Genomic DNA, 22,028 nt, shown 5'->3' with positions numbered 1-22,028 from the left:
TGTATCATGGAAATTCATTATCAATTAAAATTATCAATTCAAAAAAGGGAGTATTGTCTTGAGCAATAACATTCCAAAAAAAGATCAAAAAATGAATAGAAGAGAGTTTTTTTTAAATGGTGCAAGAGCTTTAGGGCTTACAGCACTTGGAGGTTTAATATGGAGTGCATATGTTGATGAAGTAACAGCATCAACACTTCTATTAAGACCACCAGCAGCACTAGATGAAAATGATTTTCTTAAGACATGTATTAAGTGTGGGATGTGCGTTGAAGCATGTCCTTATGATACATTAAAATTAGCAAAGCCAGGAGATAACATGCCTTTAGGAACACCATATTTTATTCCTAGAGAGATTCCATGTTATATGTGTCCTGATATACCATGTGTACCTGTATGTCCAACAGATGCACTTGATGAGACAAAAGTAACAACTAATAAAAAGCTTGATATTAATAAAGCTTCTATGGGTGTTGCTGTAATAGATGAGAATAGTTGTATTGCATTTTGGGGTATTCAATGTGATGCGTGTTATAGAGCATGCCCACTTTTAGGTGAAGCAATTACTATTGAATATACAAAAAATGAAAGAACAGGAAAACATGCCTTTTTAAAACCAGTTGTTCATGCAGATGTATGTACAGGTTGTGGTTTATGTGAAAAAGCATGTGTAACTCAAAAAGCAGCTATTTTTGTATTACCAAATGAAGTTGCTAAAGGAAAAGCTGGAGATTATTATATCAAAGGCTGGGATAAAAATGACGAAAAGAGATTAGAAAAAGCAACTAGCAAAACAACTAAAACAAAAATTAGTGAAAGAAAAGCTGTTGACTCTTTAAACGATTTAGGAGGACTTTTAGATGATTAACTTAATCAAAAAAAGTAAATTCTTAATTGCAAGAAGAGTAACACAAGTAACAATTATGTTTTTATATATTGCTGCTAATATTTGGGGTTTTAAATTTCTTATGGGAAATCTTAGTTCTTCAAAACTTTTAGATACGGTTCCTTTAAGTGACCCTTATGCAGTCTTACAAATGTTTGTAGCTGGTGCAGTAATAGCAAGTGATGTTTTAATAGGAGCTATTATCATATTTATATTTTATATGTTTATTGGTGGAAGAGCCTTTTGTTCTTGGGTTTGTCCTGTTAATATGATTACTGATTTAAGTAATTATATTAGAAGAAAATTTGGATTTAATAAAATTCAAAAAAGACAACCTGCAACAAGAAATATAAGATATTACGTACTAATTTTAAGTCTATTTATCTCTTTTTTCATGGGATATGCAGCATTTGAGTTTGTTTCACCTGTATCTATGATACACAGAGGTTTAATCTTTGGATTAGGCTTTGGTTGGGCTGCTATGGTAATTATATTTTTATTTGATCTTTTTGTATTAAAAAATGGCTGGTGCGGTCATATATGTCCAATTGGTGGTTTTTATTCACTTATTGGAAAATTTAGTTTAATAAGAGTTCATCACAATCACGAAAATTGTACAGCGTGCATGAAGTGTAAAGAGGTTTGTCCAGAGTCACAAGTACTATTTATGGTAACAAAAGACTCTATACCTGTTACTTCAGGTGAGTGTACAAACTGTGGTAGATGTATTGAAGTATGCGATGATGAAGCTCTTAACTTTTCAATAAAAAATTTAAAAAGGAAACAAAATGAAGTTAACTAATATAGCTTTAGGTATTGCAACAGCAGCTACGTTATTTGTTGCTGGATGTGCTACAAGCCAAAAAACTGTTAGTGAAGAGTCTTTAGGATTAAGAAAAACTGACCTTTACTCTGAAAGTTCAACTGTTGCAGATAAAACACAATATACAAGTACTCCAGCAGGAACAGGTATTACTTACCAAAGATCATTTGAGAATGCTCCTCCAATGATTCCACATGATGTAGAAGGTATGTTACCAATTACAATAAATAACAATTCTTGTACAAGTTGTCACACTCCAGGGGTTGCAGAAACAATGAATGCAACACCAATTCCAAAATCACACTTTACTGATTTTAGACCAGTGACAAAACTTTTAGAAGATGGTAAAATAGTTAAAGATGGAAAAATAGTAACAAACACAAGTGATTTAGTATTAGCAGATTATAAAAAATTAAATACATTAGCTGGTGCAAGATTTAATTGTAGTCAATGTCATGCGCCTCAATCAAAAGGTCAATTAGTTGAAAATACTTTTCAACCTGATTTTAAATCAAAAGATGCAAAAAATGCATCAAATTTAATTGACACTATGAATGAAGGTGTTAAATAGATATTAAAATAGAAGATACCCTCTTCTATTTTAAAAGGTAGCCTATGAAAAGAAGAGAACTTTTTAGCTCGATAAAATCTAAACTTACAAATGAAGAAGTATTAGAAATAGTAAGGCCTCCTTATTATGATAATAAAGAGCTTTTTTTTGAAAGTTGTATAAAATGTGATGGAGCTTGTGCAATTGCTTGTGAGGAAAAAATTATTTCAATTTGTGAAGATAAAACTCCTATTATTGATTTTTCAAAAGGTGGTTGTACTTATTGTGATAAGTGTGCAATTGCTTGTCCTACTGATGTTTTAAAAGTAGAAAATAAAAAGAGTATTGATGTAAAAATTTCAATTAATATCTTAAAATGTCTTGCGTGGAACCAAACTATGTGTTTTTCATGTAAAGACCCATGTTTAGATGATGCAATTGATTTTGTAGCTATGTTTAGACCAGAAATAAATAGTAACTGCACCTCATGTGGATTTTGTATAAAATACTGTCCTGCAGATGCAATTGAAATAGGAGCATAAAATGAGAATAATTAAAGTTGTTTTTATAATCCTTTTATCAACACTTTATTTAAACGCAAGTATAAAAACTCTTAAACCAATTGACTCATTAAAAGCAAATGGTGGGGTTACAGATATGGTTATAAATAATCAAAAACTTTATGTAGCTACTACTAATAGTAGCATCGATATTTTTGATATAAACACAAAAAAAAGATTAAAACAGATATCTATTCCTAAAATAAAAGATTTCATGGGAGATACAATTAATGCTAAAGTATATAGTGTTGATGTATTTAAAGATAAAATACTAATTCTTTCCCAAGGAAATAAAGGTGGAAGAAATATTTTTATTTATGAGAATGAAAAACTTCATACTATTATTAGTGATGAAAAAAGACTTTTTATAGCAAAAGCTAAATTTCTTTCTAAAAATAGGATTTTATATACACTTTTAAGTAATCAACTATTTTTATATGATTTAAAAAACAAAAAAATTATCTATGAAAGACAAGCTTCTCAATCAAGATTTTCAGACTTTTCATTAAATGATGATAAATCAAAAATAATAATAGCAGATGAAAGTGGTGTACTACACGAATATAAAACATCAAATGGAAAATTTGTAAAAGATTATAAGTATCAAAACTTAGATAATGTTTATCAAGTTGATTGGAAAAAGAATAAAATAATAACAGCAGGTCAAGATAGAAGAAGTGTAGTTTACAATGCAATAAATAAAAATGCATATTACAAAGAGGTTGCTTTTCTAATTTATAGTTGTGCCTTAAGTCCTAGCTCAAGTTTAGGAGCTTTTGCAAGTGATGAATTAAATAATGTAACAATTTTTAATACATTAACTAAAACAGAACTTTATAAACTAGTAGGAAATAAAATGATTATTACAAATATTGTTTTTTTAAATGAAAAAGAGGTATTTGTTTCTAGTGATGATAAAAACATTAACTATTATAAACTAAAAAACTAAAGGATTTTAGATGAATATTTCAAGTATTGTTGTACAAACTTTACCTAAACACTTAGATGAAGTAGTACAAAATCTAAAAGAGTGTGAAGCATGTGATTATCACATGCATGATGAAATAGGAAGAGTAATTATTACTATTGAAGGGAAAAATGTAGAAGAAGAGCTTGAAAAATTAAGAGTTATAGAAAGCCTTCCTCATATAATTAGTGCAGATATGCAAATGGCTTACAGTGAAGAGGAGTTAAATGAGCATATGCAAGTATTAGAAAACTCTGATGTTGTTCCAAGTATGCTAAATGATGATAATATAAACCCAGATGATATAGTTTATAGTGGTGACTTGAAAAAGAAAAATGTACAAGGTTTTGCTAAACATTTTGATAAAATAGGAAAATAAAATGCAATACAATCAAAGTGAATTTCTAATAGAGACTATTGTTCCTAAAAATGAGTTAATTGTTTCAAGAACTGATTTAAAAGGAAATATCACTTACGCAAATGATACTTTTGCACAAATAAGTGGTTATAGTATTGATGAGCTTATTGGAAAACCTCATAATTGTGTAAGACACCCTGATATGCCTAAAAAAGTTTTTAAAGAATTATGGGATAGTTTACAAAAAAATCAATCATGGAGTGGAGTTATAAAAAACTTACGAAAAGATAAAGGTTTTTATTGGGTTTATGCACAAATTAGTGTTGTAAAAAAAAGTAATCAAATAGTTGAATATAAATCAGTTAGAACACCAATATCTTTTGAAGATAAAATGAAATATCAAAAACTATATGATGATATGAAAATACAGAATAATGAAAAAAGAAGAGTAATCTCATATATTTAAAAAACTACACAAATCTTTCACATTAAAAGAGTAAAATTACTTATGAAAAAATTGATTTTTTTTAAAGTAGTTTTACTTTTTTTATCTTTAAACCTTTATAGTGCTTCAACAAATATTAAAAGTGCCCATGCCATTGGAATCTTTGATGAACATGGAAATGGTGAAAATGTACAACATACTAGAAGAACAAAAGCTGATTATAATGGTACTTGTTACACTAAAATTGTTGTTTTTGGACAATATTTTCATACTAAGCCAGAAGTGTACATTGGAAATTCTAAAGGATATTTCCAAAAATCTGAATCTATATTTAATAAAAGAAAGATAAAAATAGCAGAAGTATTAACCTATAAACACTATACAGTAACTAAAGGATATATTAAAGTTAAGATTGATAATAAAACATATGATTTTAAAGTTTATGTAAAATAATAAATTTTTTAGCTATTGTTTTTTACTTAAAGCTAAATTTAATTTTTATTTTTAAGAAATTTATAAATTTACACAAATTTAACACTACAATATAACAATAAAACTATGTATAAGATTAATTTATGATTCTTGCTTCAAAAACACCATATATAGCCTACTTCTTCTTTTAAACTAATTTTTAGAACTACTATTACTACATAAACAATAATTATTAAATATGAATGAATATTCACTTCAATTGTAATTTCTTGATTTAAGTCAAGAGAGTTACCTTTAATTAATTTTATAATTTCAGAGTAACTTAAAGGATTTAGGATGGAAAAGAACAAAAAAATTGTTGTTTATGGAACAGTTTTAAGTATTCTTGTTGCCGCTTCGCTTTTTGTTTACACAGTATATGCATCTAACATGTTGTCATATTTATCAAGTGACCCAAAGGCCTGTATTAATTGTCATACAATGAATTCAGCCTATGCAACTTGGGAAAAAAGTTCACATAAAAATGTGGCAGGATGTGTTGATTGTCACCTACCTGTTGGAGATGTTGTAGCAAAATACAAATCAAAAGCAATAGATGGGTGGAATCACTCAGTTGCATTCACATTAAACACTTATGAGAACAATATTCAAATAAGTGATGATGGTGCAAGCCGTGTACAAGCTAACTGTATTCGATGTCATGCAAGTGAAAGTGCGACATTGAAGCTAAATGCTGACAAATATCATAGCGGTGAAGACGGAAGTCTTGAGACTGGTAGAAAGTGCTGGGAGTGTCACAAATATGTGCCACACGGTAAAGTTCGTAGTTTAATATCAACTCCATATAATCTTGGGGTTAAAGAAAAAATGAAATAGAGGTAAGTTGTCATGAAAAAATATAAAATTCTTCTTGCTATTTCTTTAATAGCAATTGGACTAATGTCTGTTTTAGTTGCGTCAATTAATGAAAAAAAAGATGAACAAAAACAGATTAACAGTGTTCCACAAATGGAAAAAAGATGGGAAACAAAAAATGAAGAGTTTAGAAAGTACTATCCAAGACAGTTTGATTCTTGGAAACAGACTAAAAACTCTGATGATATCCATGATATGTTAAAAGAGTATCCTGAGCTTGTTGTGTTATGGGCAGGATATGGGTTTTCAAAAGATTATAATGCTCCAAGAGGGCACTTTTATGCAATTGAAGACAATAGAAATACATTAAGAACAGGAGCACCAGTTGATGAAAAAACTGGACCAATGCCAACTGCATGTTGGACTTGTAAATCACCAGATGTTCCAAGATTAATGGATGAACAAGGTGAAGAAGAGTACTTCACAGGCAAATGGGCAAAATATGGTTCAGAAGTTATAAATCCAATTGGATGTATGGACTGTCACAACCCTAAAACAATGGAGTTACAAGTAAATAGAAAGTATCTTGATAGAGCATTAGCAACAGAAGGTACACTAAAAATGGAAGATGCTACTCAACAAGATATGAGAACATTAGTTTGTGCTCAATGTCACGTAGAGTACTATTTTGACAAAAGAAAAACTGCTAGTGGTAAAAAAGCAGCTGTTGTTACATTACCATGGAAAAATGGTTTTACAGTTGATGATATGGAAAAATACTATGATGAAATTGAGTTTTCTGATTGGACACATAAGATTTCAAAAACTCCAATGTTAAAAGCTCAGCACCCAGGATATGAAATGTGGAAAACAGGTGCACATGGAAGAAATAATGTTTCTTGTGCAGATTGTCACATGCCATATACACAAGAGGGTGGAATCAAATATACTGACCACAATATTGGTAATCCATTAGAGAATATGAGTAAAACTTGTATGAATTGCCACAGAGTTAGTGAAAAAGAGTTACTTGCTAATATCAATGAAAAAAGAGAAAGAAAAAATGAGCTTCATAAAAAAGCTATGGTTCAAATCTCTGCTGCGCACCTAGAAGCTGGTAAAGCTTGGGAAGTGGGAGCTACTAAAGAAGAGATGGCACCTGTATTAAAAGATATTAGACACGCACAATGGAGATGGGATTATGCTGTTGCTTCACACCCTGCTTTCTTCCATGCACCAGAAGAAACACTAAGAGTATTAGCAACTGCTATTGATAAAGCTGGACAAGCTAGAATCAAATTAGCTAAAATTTTAGCTAAACATGGAGCTGTTGATTATAAGGCACCTGAGTATAAAACTAAAGAAGAAGCTCAAAAAATTATTGGACTTCCATTTAAAAAACTTGTTGAAGATAAAGAAAGATTCAACAAAAACTTAGTACCACAATGGAAAAAAGAGGCTGAGAAAAAAGGTCTTTATAATCCAGAATCTACAAAAGGAATAGAAGATAAAACTTCTTATAACTAAAAATAAAAAGAGGATTTTCCCTCTTTTTATTATATACTCTAACTTTTATAAGTAACACAATCCCTATCTTCCTTACTTCTTGTGTTACTTATAAAATTTAAATATTTTATGGATTAATTTATGAAAAAAACAATAAGAAATCTTTTTAGTATGGAAATCATGACTGTATTTATGCTATTTTTTGCTCTTGCATGTGCAGTTGCTACTTTTGTAGAGAATGACTTTGGGCCCTTAGGCGCAAAATCTTTCATATATGGACAAACTTGGTTTGAATTAATAATGTTAATACTAACTTTAGGTGTAGTTTTTAACATCTATTGGTTTAAAATGTATCAAAAAAAGAAATTTTTTATTTTATTAATTCATATCTCTTTTATTTTTATTTTTATAGGTTCAGCACTTACTAGATATTTAGGTTATGAAGCAACCATGACAATTGATGAAGGTAAAAAACAAAATATCATTTATACACTTGATGAATATATTCAAATAGAAGCAAATAGACAAAATGAAAATTTAAAATATGAGCAAAAAGTTTTAATGACTAAACTTAATCAAACAAATTTTGAACATAATTTTAATTTTAAAAATAAAAATATCAAAATTAAATTTGATAAATTTGTACCAAATGCTATTGAACAAATAGTTGATGATGAAAATGGTATTCCAATGGCAAATATAGTAGTATCAACATTTAGTGGAGTTAAAAGTATAGACTTAAAAGATACACAACTAAAAAAGACACAATTTTTAGATTTTGCATTAAATAAACAACTAAAAGATTATAAAAGACCTCTTGTAACAATCACAACTAAAAAAAATGGACAAATTTTATATAAAGCAAATATCTCTACTGCGTGGTATTCAATTGAAAATAAAAAAGATGGAATAATTCCAGCAAATAAAGAGATAATTTTATCTAAAACAAGAGTATATAAAGTGGGGCAAACTCAATTTATGATTAAACAAGCAAGTGTAAAAGGTACTTTAAAAGTTGTGAGTGCACAAAACAATCAAATAAAAAAAGAAAATCAGCTAGATGCTATTTTAGTTGATTTAATCTTTAATAACAAAAGTAAAAAAATTGCTTTATATGGAAAAGGTGGCTCAAATAAAGGGTTTATTTCTAAAACAACTTTTCAAGGAATAAATTTTAAATTACAGTGGGGTTCTAAGCCTATAACTCTTCCTTTTAGCATAAAATTATTAGATTTTCAACTTGATAGATACCCTGGTTCTAACTCTCCATCATCATATTTAAGTGATATTGAAATAGTTGATAAAAATTTAAAAGAGAATAAATTTTATAGAATCTATATGAATAATACTTTAGATTATAAAGGATATAGATTTTTTCAATCTTCTTATAAACAAGATGAAACTGCAACAATATTATCAGTAAATAAAGACCCAGGAAAAATACCTACATACATTGGATATTTCTTACTTTTTACAGGTCTGTTTTTAAATCTTTTTAGTAAAAATGGAAGATTTAGAAAACTAAGTAACAAAAAGTTTAATATTGAACAGATAAAAAGAGATTACAAATTAAAAAATGTTTCAAATTCAATTTTATTAACACTTTTTTTACTACTTGGTCTAAATACACCATCTTTTGCAAAAAATGTAATTAATGAAGAGTTAATTAGCAGTATTAAAAATATTGATAAAGAACATTCAGATTATTTTGGAAGTTTTTTAATTCAAGATTATCAAGGAAGAATAAAACCAGTTAACTCACTAGCTATTGAAATTGTAAATAAAATAGCAAGAAAAGATAAGATTTTTAATCTTGATGAAAACCAATTCTTTTTAAGTATGATGTTATACCCAAAAGTTTGGCAAAGTGTTGAATTTATAAAAATAAAAAACGATAAATTAAAAGAGATTTTAAAAATTGATAAAAATAAAAAAGCTATAAGTTTTAATGATATATATACAAAAGATGGGAAATATAAACTTCAAAATCTTTTAGAAAAAGCTAATACAAAAAAACCTATAAATAGAACAAAACTTGACAAAGAACTAATCAAAGTTGATGAAAGATTAAATATTGCATATTCATTATTTATAGGAGATTTTTTTAAAGCTTTTCCAATAGCTTATGATGAAAAAAATAGATGGGTTGCTCCTTCTATTGCGTTAAGAGTTTTAGATGATAGTTCTGATATTAGTATGCCAAAAGAACAAGCACTTAATATAAAACAACTTATGCAAGACTATTTTATTACTTTAAAACAAGCAAATGAAAATAGTAGCTCTTGGGATGAAGTTAATGAAAAATTAGATGAAATTAAACTATTTCAAAAAAAATATGCAACACATATAATACCAACAAAATGGAAAATACAAGCAGAATTAATGTTTAATAAATATAACATTTTTGAAAGATTAACACCTTATTATTTGATTTTAGGATTTACTCTTTTAATAACTGTTTTTATAAATATTTTTAAACAAAATCTTAATATAAAAAAGTTTACACAAATCACTCTTATATTACTTACTTTAGGATTTATTGTTCATACTTTTGGACTTGCACTTAGATGGTATGTAGCAGGTCATGCTCCTTGGTCAAATGGTTATGAATCAATGATTTATATTGCTTGGGCAATAGTATTATCAGGGATGTTTTTCTCAAGACAATCAAATCTTGCATTAGCAACAACTGGTATATTAAGTGGAATTACACTATTTGTTGCTCATTTAAGCTGGATGGAACCACAAATTACGACTTTAGCACCTGTTTTAAAATCATATTGGCTTACTATTCATGTTAGTGTTATTACTGCAAGTTATGGCTTTTTAGGATTAAGTGCTTTACTTGGTTTTATAGCTTTAACTCTTTTTGCTTTAATAAATAAAAATAAAGAAAATGAAAACTTCTTTTCTATTCTTCTAAGTATAAAAGAAGCCAATAGAATAAATGAGATGTCACTTTTAATAGGATTAGTTTTATTAGTAATAGGTAACTTTTTAGGAGGTATTTGGGCAAATGAATCTTGGGGTAGATATTGGGGTTGGGATCCAAAAGAGACATGGACATTAGTATCTATTTTAATTTATGCTGTGATTATTCATTTACGCTATATAAAAGGTATTTTAACAGAGTTTTTATATGCAGTATTATCACTTATAAGTTATGCTTCAATTATCATGACTTATTTTGGAGTAAACTACTATTTAAGTGGAAAACATTCTTATGCAGCTGGTGACCCTGTACCTATTCCTACTTTTGTTCCAGTAAGTGCACTTATTATACTCTTTATAATTGCACTTGCATTTAGAAATAGAAAATTACTATAATTATTATTTTATAGTAATTTATCTATAAATTTTAGAATTTTATTACAAGAATCTCTTTTTTATTAAAAAATTTACTAAAAGTTTACTTTTATTTGATATAAATCAAGTATATAATTTTTATAAAGTTATATAATACGGTCAAAGAAGTTTTACTTATATATATGTCTCCTTCCCTACATAATAAGTCTTACAAAACTTCTTTTGTCTTTTTTTTAATTCTCTCATTTAGTCATTCTCATTCCTAACTATGAACTAAAGAGAGAATTAAAATTTACTTCTTAAATTATTGATAAATAGATGTGAATGTATTATTAAAATTGCGAATTTAATTTTTAGAAGAGTAGGAAACTAAAAGTTTCCTACTAAATAGTAAAGATAAATTACATATACTTTTTAAGTACTTCAGGTATTTTTATAGAACCATCTTCTTGTTGATAGTTTTCCATAATAGCTACTAAAGTTCTTCCTACTGCTAAAGAAGAACCATTTAATGTATGTGCTAAAATATTCTTTTTATTCTCTTTATATCTAATTTTTGCACGTCTTGCTTGAAACTCTTTAGTATTTGAGATTGAAGAGATTTCTCTATATTTATTTTGTCCTGGAAGCCAAACTTCTAAGTCAATTGTTTTTGCAGCACTAAATCCTAAATCACCTGTACAAAGCATCACTTTTTGATGTGCAAGTCCAAGAGAAGTCAATAAATCACTAGCACAAGCAACCATTTTTTCAAATACTTCTTCTGAGTCTTCTTGTTTAGTAATTGCTACCATTTCAACTTTGTCAAATTGATGTTGTCTAATTAATCCTCTAGTATCACGCCCTGCACTTCCTGCTTCTTTTCTAAAACATGGAGTATATGAAGTTAACATTAAAGGTAGTTCATCAACTGCAATTATTTCATCACTATAAAGATTCGTAAGACTTACCTCAGCTGTAGGAATAAGATATAAGTCCTCACCCTCAATTTTAAATAAATCATCTTCAAACTTAGGAAGTTGTCCCGTACCTTGCAAAGTATTTGAGTTTGCCATAAAAGGAACATACCACTCTTCAAAACCTCTTTGTCTATTAAAATCAAGCATATAATTAATCAATGCTCTTTCTAATCTTGCAGCAACTCCTTTCATAGCTGAAAATCTAGATTTAGCTAGCTTTACTCCTCTTTCAAAATCTAACCATCCATTTTTTTCACCTAAATCCCAATGCTCCTTTGGTTCAAAATCAAAAGAAGGTTTTTCTCCAATAGTTTCTAAAACAACATTTTCATCTTCACTTTCACCATTTGGAACATTTTCATCTGGAAAGTTTGGAACACCCAAAGCAATTGAAGTTAATTTCTCTTCTAAAACTCTTACTTCATCTTCTAAATCTTGTTTTTTTGATTTTAACTCACCAATATTTTTTTGTAATGGTGCTATATCAAGTCCCTCTTTTTTATATCTTCCAAACTCTTTTGATAGTCTATTTTGTTCAGCAGTAACCTCTTCCATACTTTGTCTTTTTACTTTAGCATCTTGTGAGATTGTTTTTAAACTATCAAGTAATTCTTGAGCAACACCCTTTCTTTTTAGAGCATTTGCAGTAGTTTCATAATCTTTTTGTAGTAACTTTATATCTATCATAACTATCTTTCATCATAAAATTTTTGCCATTATATCTAATTTTTTCTATGTGATTGCTTTGCGATTTACTTATTCTTATCATGTTATAAATATTATTAAGTTTTTATTCATAGTTTAATGATTATAATTATCAAAATTAAATAAAGGTGCGTTTTTGAATAACAAATCAATTTCTATACTTAAAAAACTAAACACTCCTGAAAAAAGCGGAAAAAAAATTGGCCTTTTTAGGACTATATGCTCGATATTTGGTGGTCTACTAGTTGCTTATCTAGCTATGACCTTACTTGTATTCATACTTCCAGGAACTGCAGGAGAATCAATAATAATACCATTGATGTTTAATACTCTAGCATGGGCAGTTGCTGCTTTATGGATATCTTTATCTTCAACTAAAATGATAGCTTTATACAAAGTTTTTATTCCTTCTATTATTTTTATAATAGCTATTGCATTTTTTATTTTAGGAAATTAATATGAGTGATAATTCTTCAAAACTTTTAAAACAAAGATTACAAAGAGTTCATGTAGCTGTTGGGATTAGTTTCTCATTATTTATGTATGTTGCTGTATTTTTTGGGATTTTTGCAATTTTATTACCATATATAAATACTTGGGAAAAACCTTCACGACATTTTCAAGCTGCTGACATTAAAGAGATAAACTATTCAGCTATGATTGACCCAGTTATTTCAGACCCTGAATTTCCAAGAAATAATATAGTTATTCAATTACCAGGATACAGAGGTGACCCTGCATTAAAAATTAGACATAGATTTACTCAAGCAGTTGTATTTAATCCAAATACTATGGAAAGAGTAAAAGATGAAAAGGATATTTCTGAACTTGCTTGGTTTTTAAATAGTATGCATTATGGAAGACCTTTAAAAACCTTTGGATATGTACTTTTTGGTTTTGTTGCTGTTGGAGTAATGTTTTTAACAATTGGTGGTTTAATACAAGTATATATTATCAAATATAAGAACAAAGGTAAAAATCAACAAAGTAAATTCTCAAAATGGCATAGAAAAATTTTCACTTGGATATTTGCTCCTTTTATTATTGTAACACTAACAGGTGCACTTATGAATATTGGTTATACAGGCTCTGCACCTATGGCTTATATTAGTTCACAAGGAGAAACACATCAAATAGGTAGATTAATAAGACCTGTACTAAATCCAGATAGACAAAAAATTGAAAAAAAAGGTGATACAGTACAGATGCTTCCAATAAATGAACTAATAAAAAAAGCACAACAAATTAATCCAGATGTAAATTTCCATAAAATAAAACTTATTAACTGGAAAGATTCAAGTGCACAAGTTGAACTTGAAGGATACAATCCTAAAATGCCATTTTTAAATGGAATATATAATGACCCTACTGTTATTTTAAGTGGTGTTGATGGAAGTTTAATTGAAAATATTAAAGTTTTAGATGCCCATTGGTCAAAACTATTTGTAGATAGTATGTATTTTTTACATTTACTTTTTGGAGTTGATGTTTTTACTCGTTTTTTTATTGCAATTCTTATGGCTATTTGTGGACTTGCTATTGGTTTTGGTGTGATGCTTTGGCTTGAAAAAAGAGCAAAAAGATATGAACATAAAATCCCTTTTTATCACTGGTTTGGGAAACTTTCTCTTGCAGTAATGATTGGAGTCATTCCAGCAACTGGTTTAATTTTCTTGCTTCAATGGATTTTGCCATTTGATATGCAAGATAGACTTGTTTGGCAAAAAGGACTATTTTTTGTATTTTGGTTAGCAACACTTACTTGGGCATTTTATAGAATTTGCTCTTATCAAGCAACAAAAGAGTTCCTTTTTATAGGAGCATTATTTTTTATATTTACTCCATTCATGCATTTTTATAGTGTAGGTTTCACTCCTTTTGATTTATATACTTTAGGAATGAATACTATTTTAAATGTTGATATAGCCTTGTTTTTATTTGGGTTAGTACTTATGCTATTAGCTTATAAACTACCAAATAATAGAACTGAAGCAAAAAAATTTTTTAAAGCAAAAATATAAAGGAAAACAATGAAATTAAGATATATATTTTTAACACTTTTTTTAGTAACAAACTTAAGTGCACATACTCTTTTAATGAATGTATTAGATAATGAAGATAATACAATTACAGTTATAGGTGAATTTAGTAATGGCCAAAAAGCAGCAGGTGCTATGATAAGACTTGAATCATTAGCAACAGGAGAAATTTTATTTAAAAAAAGACTTCCTGATGAGAGTGAAATAACTCTTGATATTCCAAAAGAAGAGTATCAAGTAGTTTTAGATGGAGGGCCAGGACACCAAATAGTAAAAGCAGGTATTGCCCCACTTGAAGGCTTTAGTGTAAAAGCCTCTAAGGAAGTTAGTAAAAAACTATCACAACCAAGACAAAGAAGTAAAGAGTTAGGAATGCCTTTAATTATACTTTTATCTCTTGGTTTTTTATTTATTGCATTAGCTTTATATTTTAGTGCAAAAAATACAAAACTCTTAATGGCACAATTAAAAAAGTAATTACATACAAATACATATATAAAAATCTAAATTTAAACAGCCTTCATTTATTAAATAGTTTGTATTATTATAAACTACAAATGAAGGCTCAGTTGTAGCTTCAAAACCACTATTTATCAACCAATCAAAATATACCCAAATAACAAAACTTTTAAACTCTTCATAACTACCATTGAAAGTAAATTTTGCAAATACTGCACTTGGCATTGTAAGAGTAGCAAAAGTTGTATCTTTAATATTTTCATCTAAGATTACTGCTGCTGTACATCTTGAATCATCAAGTAAATCAATAGCAATATTATGATGAAAAAGATTAATTCTTTTAGCTTTTTTATAACCTTTTAATAAAAGCCATGTATCTATTTTTTCCCATGCCTTACAAAAAGATTCTTTATCACCTTTATGCCTTATATAGTATGCTTTTTGTTCCTCTATTTTTACAATTTTTGCTTTTAGATTAAATTTTTTTAGGCAATTAAAACTAATTAACTCTTTATATCCACCATTTCTATAATATTTAGGTGTCATATTATATTTAGTTTTAAATACTCTAATAAATGCTGCTTGCGAGCTATAACCACAAACTCTTGCTACTTCACTTAATGTTGAGTTTTTATTTGTAAGAAGTAAGCTAACTGCTTTTTGTAATCTAATTGATTTTATTGTTTGATAAATATTTTGTTCAAACTCTTCTTTAAAAACTCTATGCATATGAAATTTACTAATATTTAAACTTATACTTAACTCATCTAAATTTATATCAGTGTTTATATATTTATATATATAGTGCATAACATCATTTGCAATTTTACTATGTCTTTTTTGAGTATCTTTTTTCATTTTTATATTATATCTTATAAAATTATTTTAAGCAATAATAGATAATAAAATAGACAATTTTAGTGAAGAATAAAAATCTATTTTTACCTATAATCTGCAAAAAAATTAAGGAGTATTATGAATTTAATAAAAAAAGCTTTTTTTATTACTTTTGGTTCATTTATGATATCTTATTCAGCAGTTGCTTTTTTAAGTCCAAATAGTATTATTACAGGAGGAGGAGTAGGTTTAGCACAACTTTTTTATACTCTTTTCCCTTCTATTACTCTTGGCTTTTGGATTGCAATTGTAAGTGCACCACTTATACTTATAGGAATGAAATATTTTGGAAAAGGTTTTGTTATAAGAACCTTAATAAGTATTGCATTAATCTCTTTTTTTACAGATATATTAAAAGAGTTTTTAGATGTAAATGCAGTTACAAATGAAACTATACTAGCTGCAATTTTTGGAGGTTTACTAGTTGGTTTAGGAGTTGGCTTTATTATGCTTGGAAAATCTTCAACAGGAGGAACTACAATTCTTGCAGAAATTCTTGCAAATTATAGTAGATTTAAAACTTCTCAAATTCTTCTTTTCATTGATGCGCTAATAATGTTTAGCTCTATTTTTGTCTATAATGATGTACAAAAAGCGCTATTTAGTGTTATTGGAGTATATATTACTTCAAGAATCATAGATATTTTACTTTCAGGGAAACCTGCTCAAAAATCAGTAACAATAGTAACAAATAATGTAAAGATATTATCTGAACATATAGATGAAAAGTTAGGTGAACATGGAACTATACTTTATGGATATAATTTGAAACATCAACAAAATAAAACTCTTATTTTAGTTATTATTGATATTTCAAAACTACAACTTTTAAAAAGTATAATTAATAAATATGACAAAGATGCTTTTTTAATAATCCAAGAAGCATCAGAACTTTATGGAAGAGAGTATTAATCTATAAATTTCAAAATTTCTTTGTATTTTTTTACCGTTTTTTTGAATATTATCGTCTTAATATATTAGATAACGGTTATCAAAATCAAATACAAGGAAATAGAATGTCAATAAAAAAATCTTTTATTGCACCAGGATTAGCATTATTGCTATTAACAAATTTACATGCAACAAATACTTTTACGATTAAGAATAAAACTCTTAAAGAAGCAATGGAAATTATCTCTAAAAAAGCAGATATTCCATATATTGTTAATAGTAGACTAATTGAAAATAAAAAAGCAAAAAATATTGAAAATGTTAAAGGTTTAAAAAAGACACTTAAAAAACTTCTTGAAGGAACTAATCTTGAATCAACAATCGAAAATGATACTATTTTCATAAAAGAAAAAAATACTACAAAACATGAAAAGAGTAGTTTAGGCGAAGTTAATATTGTAGAAAACATCTATAATGTTACTGAAAAATCTAACTCTTATACTATTGCAAATATGAATAGTGCTACTAAAATGAATCTTTCTATAAAAGATACTCCTCAAAGTATTTCTGTTCTAACAAATGAGCAATTAAATGATTTAGGGGTTGAGTATTTAGAAGATATTACTGATATTGCCACAGGAATATCTTATGATAAAAATAATGGTTCAACTCCAACATTTTACTCAAGGGGTTTTGAAATAAAAAACTTTCAAGTTAATGGTATAAATAGATATATGCCAAATAGAGGTACTGCAAAAGCACAAGACTTATCAATCTACGATAGAGTTGAAATAGTCAGAGGTGCAACAGGACTTCTTTCTGGTACAGGAGAGCCTTCTGCAACTATTAACTTAGTTAGAAAAAAAGCCTATAGCAAAAATTTTAATTCTTCTATTTCATTAGAAACTGGAAGTTGGGATAAATATAAAACACAAATTGATTTGATGTCCAAACTTAACGATAAAGGAACATTAAGAGGAAGAATCATTGCTTCATATGAACAAGAAAACTCTTTTATTGATGAAATAGAAGAAGAAAAAAAAGTTCTATTTGGAACAATCGAAGCTGATTTGTCAGACAAAACACTTCTTACATTGGGAAGTTCATATGTTAATACACGAGTAGATAATTCAATTAGGTCATTACTGCCAGTTACTTTTAGTAATGGCTCAAAAACAATTTCTTTAGATAGATCAACTTGGCTTGGAAGTGATTGGACATATAAGGATTCTACTGAAAAGTCTTATTTTATTGAATTAGAACACTATTTAAAGAAGGATATAAAAATTCATGCCACATATACTCATACAAATTTTAGTTTGCCTGAAAAAAACACCTTAGTAAACGGTGATGTATGGGGGACACTAAATCAAGCATTAAATAAAAATACTGGAGCAGGACTTGTAAATTTTGTCCAAGCATATTATCCCAAAAGAGAAACAAAAACAGACAGTTTTGATATATATACTTCAATACCCTTTGAATTATTTAATTTAGAACATGAATTTTTAATGGGATACTCAATAAGTAAAACTAAAAACTACACAAAATATGCTTGGAATTATGATGGTCCATCTATAAACATTTATAATAATAACAGACCAGATGAACCAGATTGGGATAACTTTGATATCTTTGATGACTCAAAAATTACACAAACTGGACTATATGCAGCTTCAAGGTTAGCATTAAGTGATAACTTAAAAATTATTTTAGGTGCAAGATTAGCTAATTATAAAGAAGAAGGAATATTAAGAAGAAGTGAGATTGATTTAGAGTATAAAAATGAGATTATTCCGTATGCAGGTATTATTTATGATATTAATGATATTTACTCTTTATATGGAAGCTATACTAAAATATTTCAAGTTCAAAACTTAAGAAATCAAAAATCAAAACTTCTTGAGCCTATTGAAGGAATAAATTATGAAATTGGAGCTAAAGCATCATTTTTAAATAATAAATTAAATACTACTATTAGTTTATTTAGAATTGAACAAGATAATATTGGTCAAATAGATGGAGTAATCCAAGGTACAGCAGAAAGAGCATATAAAGCAGTTGAAGGTTCAACAAGTAAAGGAGTTGAACTTGAAGTTGCAGGGGAATTAACAGATTCAATACAACTACTTTTAGGCTACTCTTATTTTAGACTTGAAGATGCACAAAATAATAAAATAAATACAAGTAATCCAAATAAACAACTTAAATTAAATGTTAAATACTACAAAGATAAATTTAGTATAGGTGGTGGAGTAAATTGGAAATCTGCTGCTTTTGAAGGTGATGCAAGACAAGAAGCTTACATGCTTACAAATTTATTTGGAGAGTATAACTTTACAAAGAATTTATCAGGACAATTAAATATCAACAACTTATTTGACAAAAAATATTATTCATCAGTTCATAGTTTTGGAGTAAACTATGGAGAACCAAGAAGGTTCAATTTTAAATTAAAATATACATTCTAAAAAAATAGGGTTTAAAATAGTACTAAACCCTATTTTATATTGATTATGATAATATATATTAAAATAAAAGGTAAATATTTTTGATTGACTATTATAAAGAAATTCTAAATTATGTTCAAAAACTTACTGGAGATAAAGAAAAAGCAAAAGATATAACACAAGAATCATATGCACGGATTATTGAGATAGAAGATAAAAATCAGATAAAAAATCACCGAGCATATCTTTATAGAATGGCAAAAAATCTTTTAATAGATGAATCAAGAAAAAATAAAAATTTTTTTAAAATCGATTATGAAGAAGCAAATTTTACAATTCCAAAAGAGCAACAGCCTGAAGAACTTTTTTACAAACAAACTCAATATATTGAACTTTTAGATTTAGTTCAAAACTTACCTAAAAGAAGTAAACAAGCTTTTACACTTCATGTAATTCAAGGTTTTACAAGAAAAGAAGTTGCACATAAAATGAATATAAATATTAGTACTGTAGAAAAACACATTACAAATGCAACACTTAAAATCAAAGATAGACTTGAAAATGGCCAAGGAGAAAAAGCTTGAAAAGTAATGAAAAGATAATTGAAGAAGCTATAAACTGGCTAAACCTTGAACAAGAAGGATTAAATAATAGTGAACAACAAAGATTTAATTTATGGATAAAAGAGCTTGAAAATAAAAAAGAATATGAAAATATTAAATTTCTAAGAAATAGTTTTAAGCAGATACCATCTTCTTATACAAAAAAATTGACAGATGAAGTAGACAAAGAGATAAAAAGAGAGAAACTTTTTAGAAGTTTTAAGCCTTTACTTGCAGCAGCAGCTCTTTTAATTATACTTTACTTTAGTGTATATACAAAATTTATGCCTATTTATACAAAAGATTATAGTACGAAACATAAAATATTAAAAAATATCATTTTACCAGATAACTCTATAGTAAACTTAGATGTAAATACTAAATTAAAAGTAACCTATTTCAAAGATTCTAGAAAAATTAAATTGTTAAAAGGAAGAGCATTTTTTAATGTTAAAAAAGATAAAAATAGAGCATTCTTTGTAGAAAATTTAGATACTCAAATAAAAGTTATAGGAACAATGTTTGAAGTATCAAGTACTGAAAGTGATTTTACTGAAATAAAAGTAAAAGAAGGTATTGTTAAAATTTCAAATATAAATAACTACAATAAAGAAAAAATTATTGCTGTTTTAGAAAAAGGAGATTCTTTAAAAGTAAATCAAAAAGGCAAGATATTTGTTAATAAAAAAATCCAACCTAAATATATAGCTTCATGGAAAGAAGAATATTTATACTTCTCTAAAACTTCTATTATAGATGCAATTAAAGAATTTTCAAGATACAATAACTATAAGACTACTTTTGATAAATATGAAAATACTTTACATGAAATTGATGGTAAATTTCCAATTAAAGAGTTTGATAAATTTTTATATGCACTTGAAAAAATCTACCCAATAAAGATAAAAAAAGAGAAAAAAAATATATCTATTTCTTCAAAATAGTTTAATTAAACTTCAATAAAAAAACAAGCACCTTCTTTGGTGTTTGTTACTTTTAAATCTCCTTTAAAGTGAGAGTTGATTATTGTTTTTGACATATAAAGCCCTATTCCACTCCCTTTTTCTTTGGTAGTAAAATATGGTTCAAATATCTTTTGAATAGTTTTACTATCAATTCCTCCTGCATTATCACAAACTGTTGTAATACTACAATTTGCTTTTACATCAATAACTATTTCTATTTTAGCACGTTTAATCTCTCTTTGAACTAATACATCTTTAGCATTTGTTATTAGATTTAAAACTACTTGTGAATACTCATTTTCATAAGAGTAAACTCTTCTATCTTTCTTAACCTCTAATGTAAGATTTATCTTATGTTTTTTTAAAACTACAGTCATAATCTGTATAGCTTGTTTTACAGCACTTGAAATATAAAAATACTCTTTTTGTTTTTGTGGTTTATAAAAATCGCTTAAACTCTCAATCGTATTTGACATAAACTCAAGTTGATTATTTGATTCTTCTATTTTTTCATTTAGATATTCTTTATTTAGTTGATTATCATAAAATGCCATTTGTAGGTTCATATTTATATAACTTAAGTGAGTCAAAGGCTGTCTCCATTGATGGGCAATATTATTTATCATCTCACCCATAGAGGCTAATTTACTTTTATGAATAAGTAATTTTTCCTTTTCATTCTTTTCATTTACAATAGCTCTTAAAGTAAAAGCTAATGCAAAACTAAAAATTAAAGACTCCATTGGTGCAACTATATGTATTGTATATATTCCACTTAAAGGAATTAACTCCATTTCAGCCAAATATATAAAAACAGTCATAAAACTCCAACCAATTGTATATATTATAGTATTTTCATTTTTGTTAACTATTGAAACAATACCTAAAATAGTTGGTAATAAAAAGATTATATAAAAAGGCATATATTCATATAAAATAGAATATTTAGTAAAAAAGATTATAAAAATATCAATAATATTAATACCTATAAAAAAACATAATAAATAGTTTGCATATGGCATCTTCTTTTCTGTTTTTAAAATCTCTTTTGCAAATAATAGAGTAAAAATAAAACTCATATTTTCAAAAATATCAACAATTGCTTGAGCATTATTTGTAGGATATGCTTTAAAGCTAAAATAGACAAAACCAATTAAAGATGCTAGTACAAATATTTGCATTATAGAGTAATATAAAAAGTAATTTTTTCTAGTTGAAAAATATATTATAAAATAGTATAAAAAAGCACAAAAAATTATTCCATAAGCTACTCCATATAAAATTCCCTCAAATGGAAAAATATTTTTATACTCAAATTCACTAATAATTTTAAATCTAAAACCTGCTCTTTTAGGTTTATCATAAGAGTAATA

The 22,028-nt window shown here is 27.2% G+C and carries 21 protein-coding genes; 18 read left to right on the top strand and 3 right to left on the bottom strand.

Translation table 11 applies throughout. The features are described from left to right. Positions 1 to 58 precede the first annotated feature (58 nt). The 11 genes from napG to ccsA all read left to right on the top strand — a co-directional run bounded on the left by napG (position 59) and on the right by ccsA (position 10,709). Positions 59 to 868, top strand: coding sequence for a ferredoxin-type protein NapG (gene napG, locus CP960_RS00915; protein WP_101183306.1), 810 nt, complete (start codon positions 59 to 61; stop codon positions 866 to 868). After that, entirely contained in the window at positions 861 to 1,688 is an 828-nt protein-coding gene (napH, locus tag CP960_RS00910) for a quinol dehydrogenase ferredoxin subunit NapH (RefSeq protein ID WP_101183305.1), read from the top strand. Before napG ends, napH begins: the two co-directional genes overlap by 8 nt. Continuing rightward, positions 1,675 to 2,280, top strand: a complete 606-nt coding sequence (locus CP960_RS00905; protein WP_101183304.1) for a nitrate reductase cytochrome c-type subunit — start codon at positions 1,675 to 1,677, stop codon at positions 2,278 to 2,280. Before napH ends, CP960_RS00905 begins: the two co-directional genes overlap by 14 nt. Before the next feature lie 44 nt (positions 2,281 to 2,324). Beyond that, entirely contained in the window at positions 2,325 to 2,801 is a 477-nt protein-coding gene (locus tag CP960_RS00900; RefSeq protein WP_101183303.1) for a ferredoxin-type protein NapF, read from the top strand. A gap of 1 nt (position 2,802) precedes the next feature. After that, positions 2,803 to 3,768 (top strand): WD40 repeat domain-containing protein, encoded by a 966-nt coding sequence (locus CP960_RS00895; RefSeq protein ID WP_101183302.1) that lies wholly within the window; start codon positions 2,803 to 2,805, stop codon positions 3,766 to 3,768. A 10-nt stretch (positions 3,769 to 3,778) separates the two neighbouring features. Then, a complete protein-coding gene (locus tag CP960_RS00890) occupies positions 3,779 to 4,165 on the top strand; it encodes a chaperone NapD (RefSeq protein ID WP_101183301.1) in 387 nt (128 codons plus the stop codon). A 1-nt stretch (position 4,166) separates the two neighbouring features. After that, on the top strand, positions 4,167 to 4,610 hold the full coding sequence (locus CP960_RS00885; RefSeq protein ID WP_101183300.1) for a PAS domain-containing protein: 444 nt from the start codon (positions 4,167 to 4,169) through the stop codon (positions 4,608 to 4,610). 42 nt (positions 4,611 to 4,652) lie between these two features. Continuing rightward, entirely contained in the window at positions 4,653 to 5,042 is a 390-nt protein-coding gene (locus tag CP960_RS00880; protein ID WP_101183299.1) for a hypothetical protein, read from the top strand. Positions 5,043 to 5,357: 315 nt separating this feature from the next. Next, complete coding sequence (gene nrfH, locus CP960_RS00875) at positions 5,358 to 5,897, top strand: cytochrome c nitrite reductase small subunit (RefSeq protein ID WP_101183298.1); 540 nt, start codon at positions 5,358 to 5,360, stop codon at positions 5,895 to 5,897. 12 nt (positions 5,898 to 5,909) lie between these two features. Further along, positions 5,910 to 7,403 (top strand): ammonia-forming cytochrome c nitrite reductase, encoded by a 1,494-nt coding sequence (gene nrfA / locus CP960_RS00870; RefSeq protein ID WP_101183297.1) that lies wholly within the window; start codon positions 5,910 to 5,912, stop codon positions 7,401 to 7,403. A gap of 120 nt (positions 7,404 to 7,523) precedes the next feature. Next, positions 7,524 to 10,709: a cytochrome c biogenesis protein gene (gene ccsA, locus CP960_RS00865; RefSeq protein ID WP_101183296.1), complete on the top strand. Its 3,186-nt coding sequence runs from the start codon at positions 7,524 to 7,526 to the stop codon at positions 10,707 to 10,709. Positions 10,710 to 11,089: 380 nt separating this feature from the next. On the opposite strand, the gene serS is transcribed toward ccsA, so the two are convergent. Further along, complete coding sequence (serS, locus tag CP960_RS00860) at positions 11,090 to 12,334, bottom strand: serine--tRNA ligase (protein ID WP_101183295.1); 1,245 nt, start codon at positions 12,332 to 12,334, stop codon at positions 11,090 to 11,092. A gap of 154 nt (positions 12,335 to 12,488) precedes the next feature. On the opposite strand from serS, the gene CP960_RS00855 reads away from it, so the two are divergent. The 3 genes from CP960_RS00855 to CP960_RS00845 are packed head-to-tail and all read left to right on the top strand — an operon-like array spanning position 12,489 to position 14,868. Then, positions 12,489 to 12,809 (top strand): hypothetical protein, encoded by a 321-nt coding sequence (locus CP960_RS00855; RefSeq protein WP_228151971.1) that lies wholly within the window; start codon positions 12,489 to 12,491, stop codon positions 12,807 to 12,809. 1 nt (position 12,810) lies between these two features. Next, complete coding sequence (locus CP960_RS00850; RefSeq protein ID WP_101183294.1) at positions 12,811 to 14,373, top strand: PepSY-associated TM helix domain-containing protein; 1,563 nt, start codon at positions 12,811 to 12,813, stop codon at positions 14,371 to 14,373. A gap of 9 nt (positions 14,374 to 14,382) precedes the next feature. Next, entirely contained in the window at positions 14,383 to 14,868 is a 486-nt protein-coding gene (locus CP960_RS00845; RefSeq protein WP_101183293.1) for a hypothetical protein, read from the top strand. Here the strand turns inward: CP960_RS00845 and CP960_RS00840 are convergent, their stop codons facing one another. Beyond that, positions 14,869 to 15,708 carry an AraC family transcriptional regulator gene (locus CP960_RS00840; protein ID WP_101183292.1) on the bottom strand — a complete coding sequence of 280 codons (840 nt, stop codon included), beginning with the start codon at positions 15,706 to 15,708 and terminating at the stop codon, positions 14,869 to 14,871. 117 nt (positions 15,709 to 15,825) lie between these two features. Between CP960_RS00840 and CP960_RS00835 the strand changes: the two genes are divergently transcribed. The 4 genes from CP960_RS00835 (at position 15,826) to CP960_RS00820 (ending at position 20,634) form a co-directional block, all read left to right on the top strand. Continuing rightward, positions 15,826 to 16,659: a YitT family protein gene (locus CP960_RS00835; protein WP_101183291.1), complete on the top strand. Its 834-nt coding sequence runs from the start codon at positions 15,826 to 15,828 to the stop codon at positions 16,657 to 16,659. 104 nt (positions 16,660 to 16,763) lie between these two features. Beyond that, a complete protein-coding gene (locus tag CP960_RS00830; protein WP_101183290.1) occupies positions 16,764 to 19,109 on the top strand; it encodes a TonB-dependent siderophore receptor in 2,346 nt (781 codons plus the stop codon). An 80-nt stretch (positions 19,110 to 19,189) separates the two neighbouring features. After that, positions 19,190 to 19,672: an RNA polymerase sigma factor gene (locus CP960_RS00825; RefSeq protein ID WP_101183289.1), complete on the top strand. Its 483-nt coding sequence runs from the start codon at positions 19,190 to 19,192 to the stop codon at positions 19,670 to 19,672. Next, positions 19,669 to 20,634, top strand: coding sequence for a FecR family protein (locus CP960_RS00820; RefSeq protein ID WP_101183288.1), 966 nt, complete (start codon positions 19,669 to 19,671; stop codon positions 20,632 to 20,634). Before CP960_RS00825 ends, CP960_RS00820 begins: the two co-directional genes overlap by 4 nt. 5 nt (positions 20,635 to 20,639) lie before the next feature. Here the strand turns inward: CP960_RS00820 and CP960_RS00815 are convergent. Continuing rightward, on the bottom strand, positions 20,640 to 22,028 hold a 1,389-nt coding region (locus CP960_RS00815; RefSeq protein ID WP_101183287.1), incomplete at its 5' end, for a sensor histidine kinase.

Source organism: Malaciobacter halophilus (genome assembly GCF_002837275.1).
Lineage (GTDB): Bacteria > Campylobacterota > Campylobacteria > Campylobacterales > Arcobacteraceae > Malaciobacter > Malaciobacter halophilus.
The sequence above is the reverse complement of the archived record's forward strand: the minus strand, read 5'-3'. Positions and strand labels throughout refer to the sequence as shown.

Excerpts from the sequence above, each read along its gene's own strand:
- CP960_RS00885 (WP_101183300.1), top strand. The coding sequence starts at position 4,167 with ATGCAATACAATCAAAGTGAATTTCTAATAGAGACTATTGTTCCTAAA.
- nrfA (WP_101183297.1), top strand. The coding sequence starts at position 5,910 with ATGAAAAAATATAAAATTCTTCTTGCTATTTCTTTAATAGCAATTGGA.
- CP960_RS00880 (WP_101183299.1), top strand. The coding sequence starts at position 4,653 with ATGAAAAAATTGATTTTTTTTAAAGTAGTTTTACTTTTTTTATCTTTA.
- CP960_RS00895 (WP_101183302.1), top strand. The coding sequence starts at position 2,803 with ATGAGAATAATTAAAGTTGTTTTTATAATCCTTTTATCAACACTTTAT.
- napH (WP_101183305.1), top strand. The coding sequence starts at position 861 with ATGATTAACTTAATCAAAAAAAGTAAATTCTTAATTGCAAGAAGAGTA.
- ccsA (WP_101183296.1), top strand. The coding sequence starts at position 7,524 with ATGAAAAAAACAATAAGAAATCTTTTTAGTATGGAAATCATGACTGTA.
- CP960_RS00850 (WP_101183294.1), top strand. The coding sequence starts at position 12,811 with ATGAGTGATAATTCTTCAAAACTTTTAAAACAAAGATTACAAAGAGTT.
- CP960_RS00905 (WP_101183304.1), top strand. The coding sequence starts at position 1,675 with ATGAAGTTAACTAATATAGCTTTAGGTATTGCAACAGCAGCTACGTTA.
- nrfH (WP_101183298.1), top strand. The coding sequence starts at position 5,358 with ATGGAAAAGAACAAAAAAATTGTTGTTTATGGAACAGTTTTAAGTATT.
- CP960_RS00890 (WP_101183301.1), top strand. The coding sequence starts at position 3,779 with ATGAATATTTCAAGTATTGTTGTACAAACTTTACCTAAACACTTAGAT.
- CP960_RS00845 (WP_101183293.1), top strand. The coding sequence starts at position 14,383 with ATGAAATTAAGATATATATTTTTAACACTTTTTTTAGTAACAAACTTA.
- CP960_RS00830 (WP_101183290.1), top strand. The coding sequence starts at position 16,764 with ATGTCAATAAAAAAATCTTTTATTGCACCAGGATTAGCATTATTGCTA.
- CP960_RS00840 (WP_101183292.1), bottom strand. The coding sequence starts at position 15,708 with ATGAAAAAAGATACTCAAAAAAGACATAGTAAAATTGCAAATGATGTT.
- CP960_RS00900 (WP_101183303.1), top strand. The coding sequence starts at position 2,325 with ATGAAAAGAAGAGAACTTTTTAGCTCGATAAAATCTAAACTTACAAAT.
- serS (WP_101183295.1), bottom strand. The coding sequence starts at position 12,334 with ATGATAGATATAAAGTTACTACAAAAAGATTATGAAACTACTGCAAAT.
- CP960_RS00835 (WP_101183291.1), top strand. The coding sequence starts at position 15,826 with ATGAATTTAATAAAAAAAGCTTTTTTTATTACTTTTGGTTCATTTATG.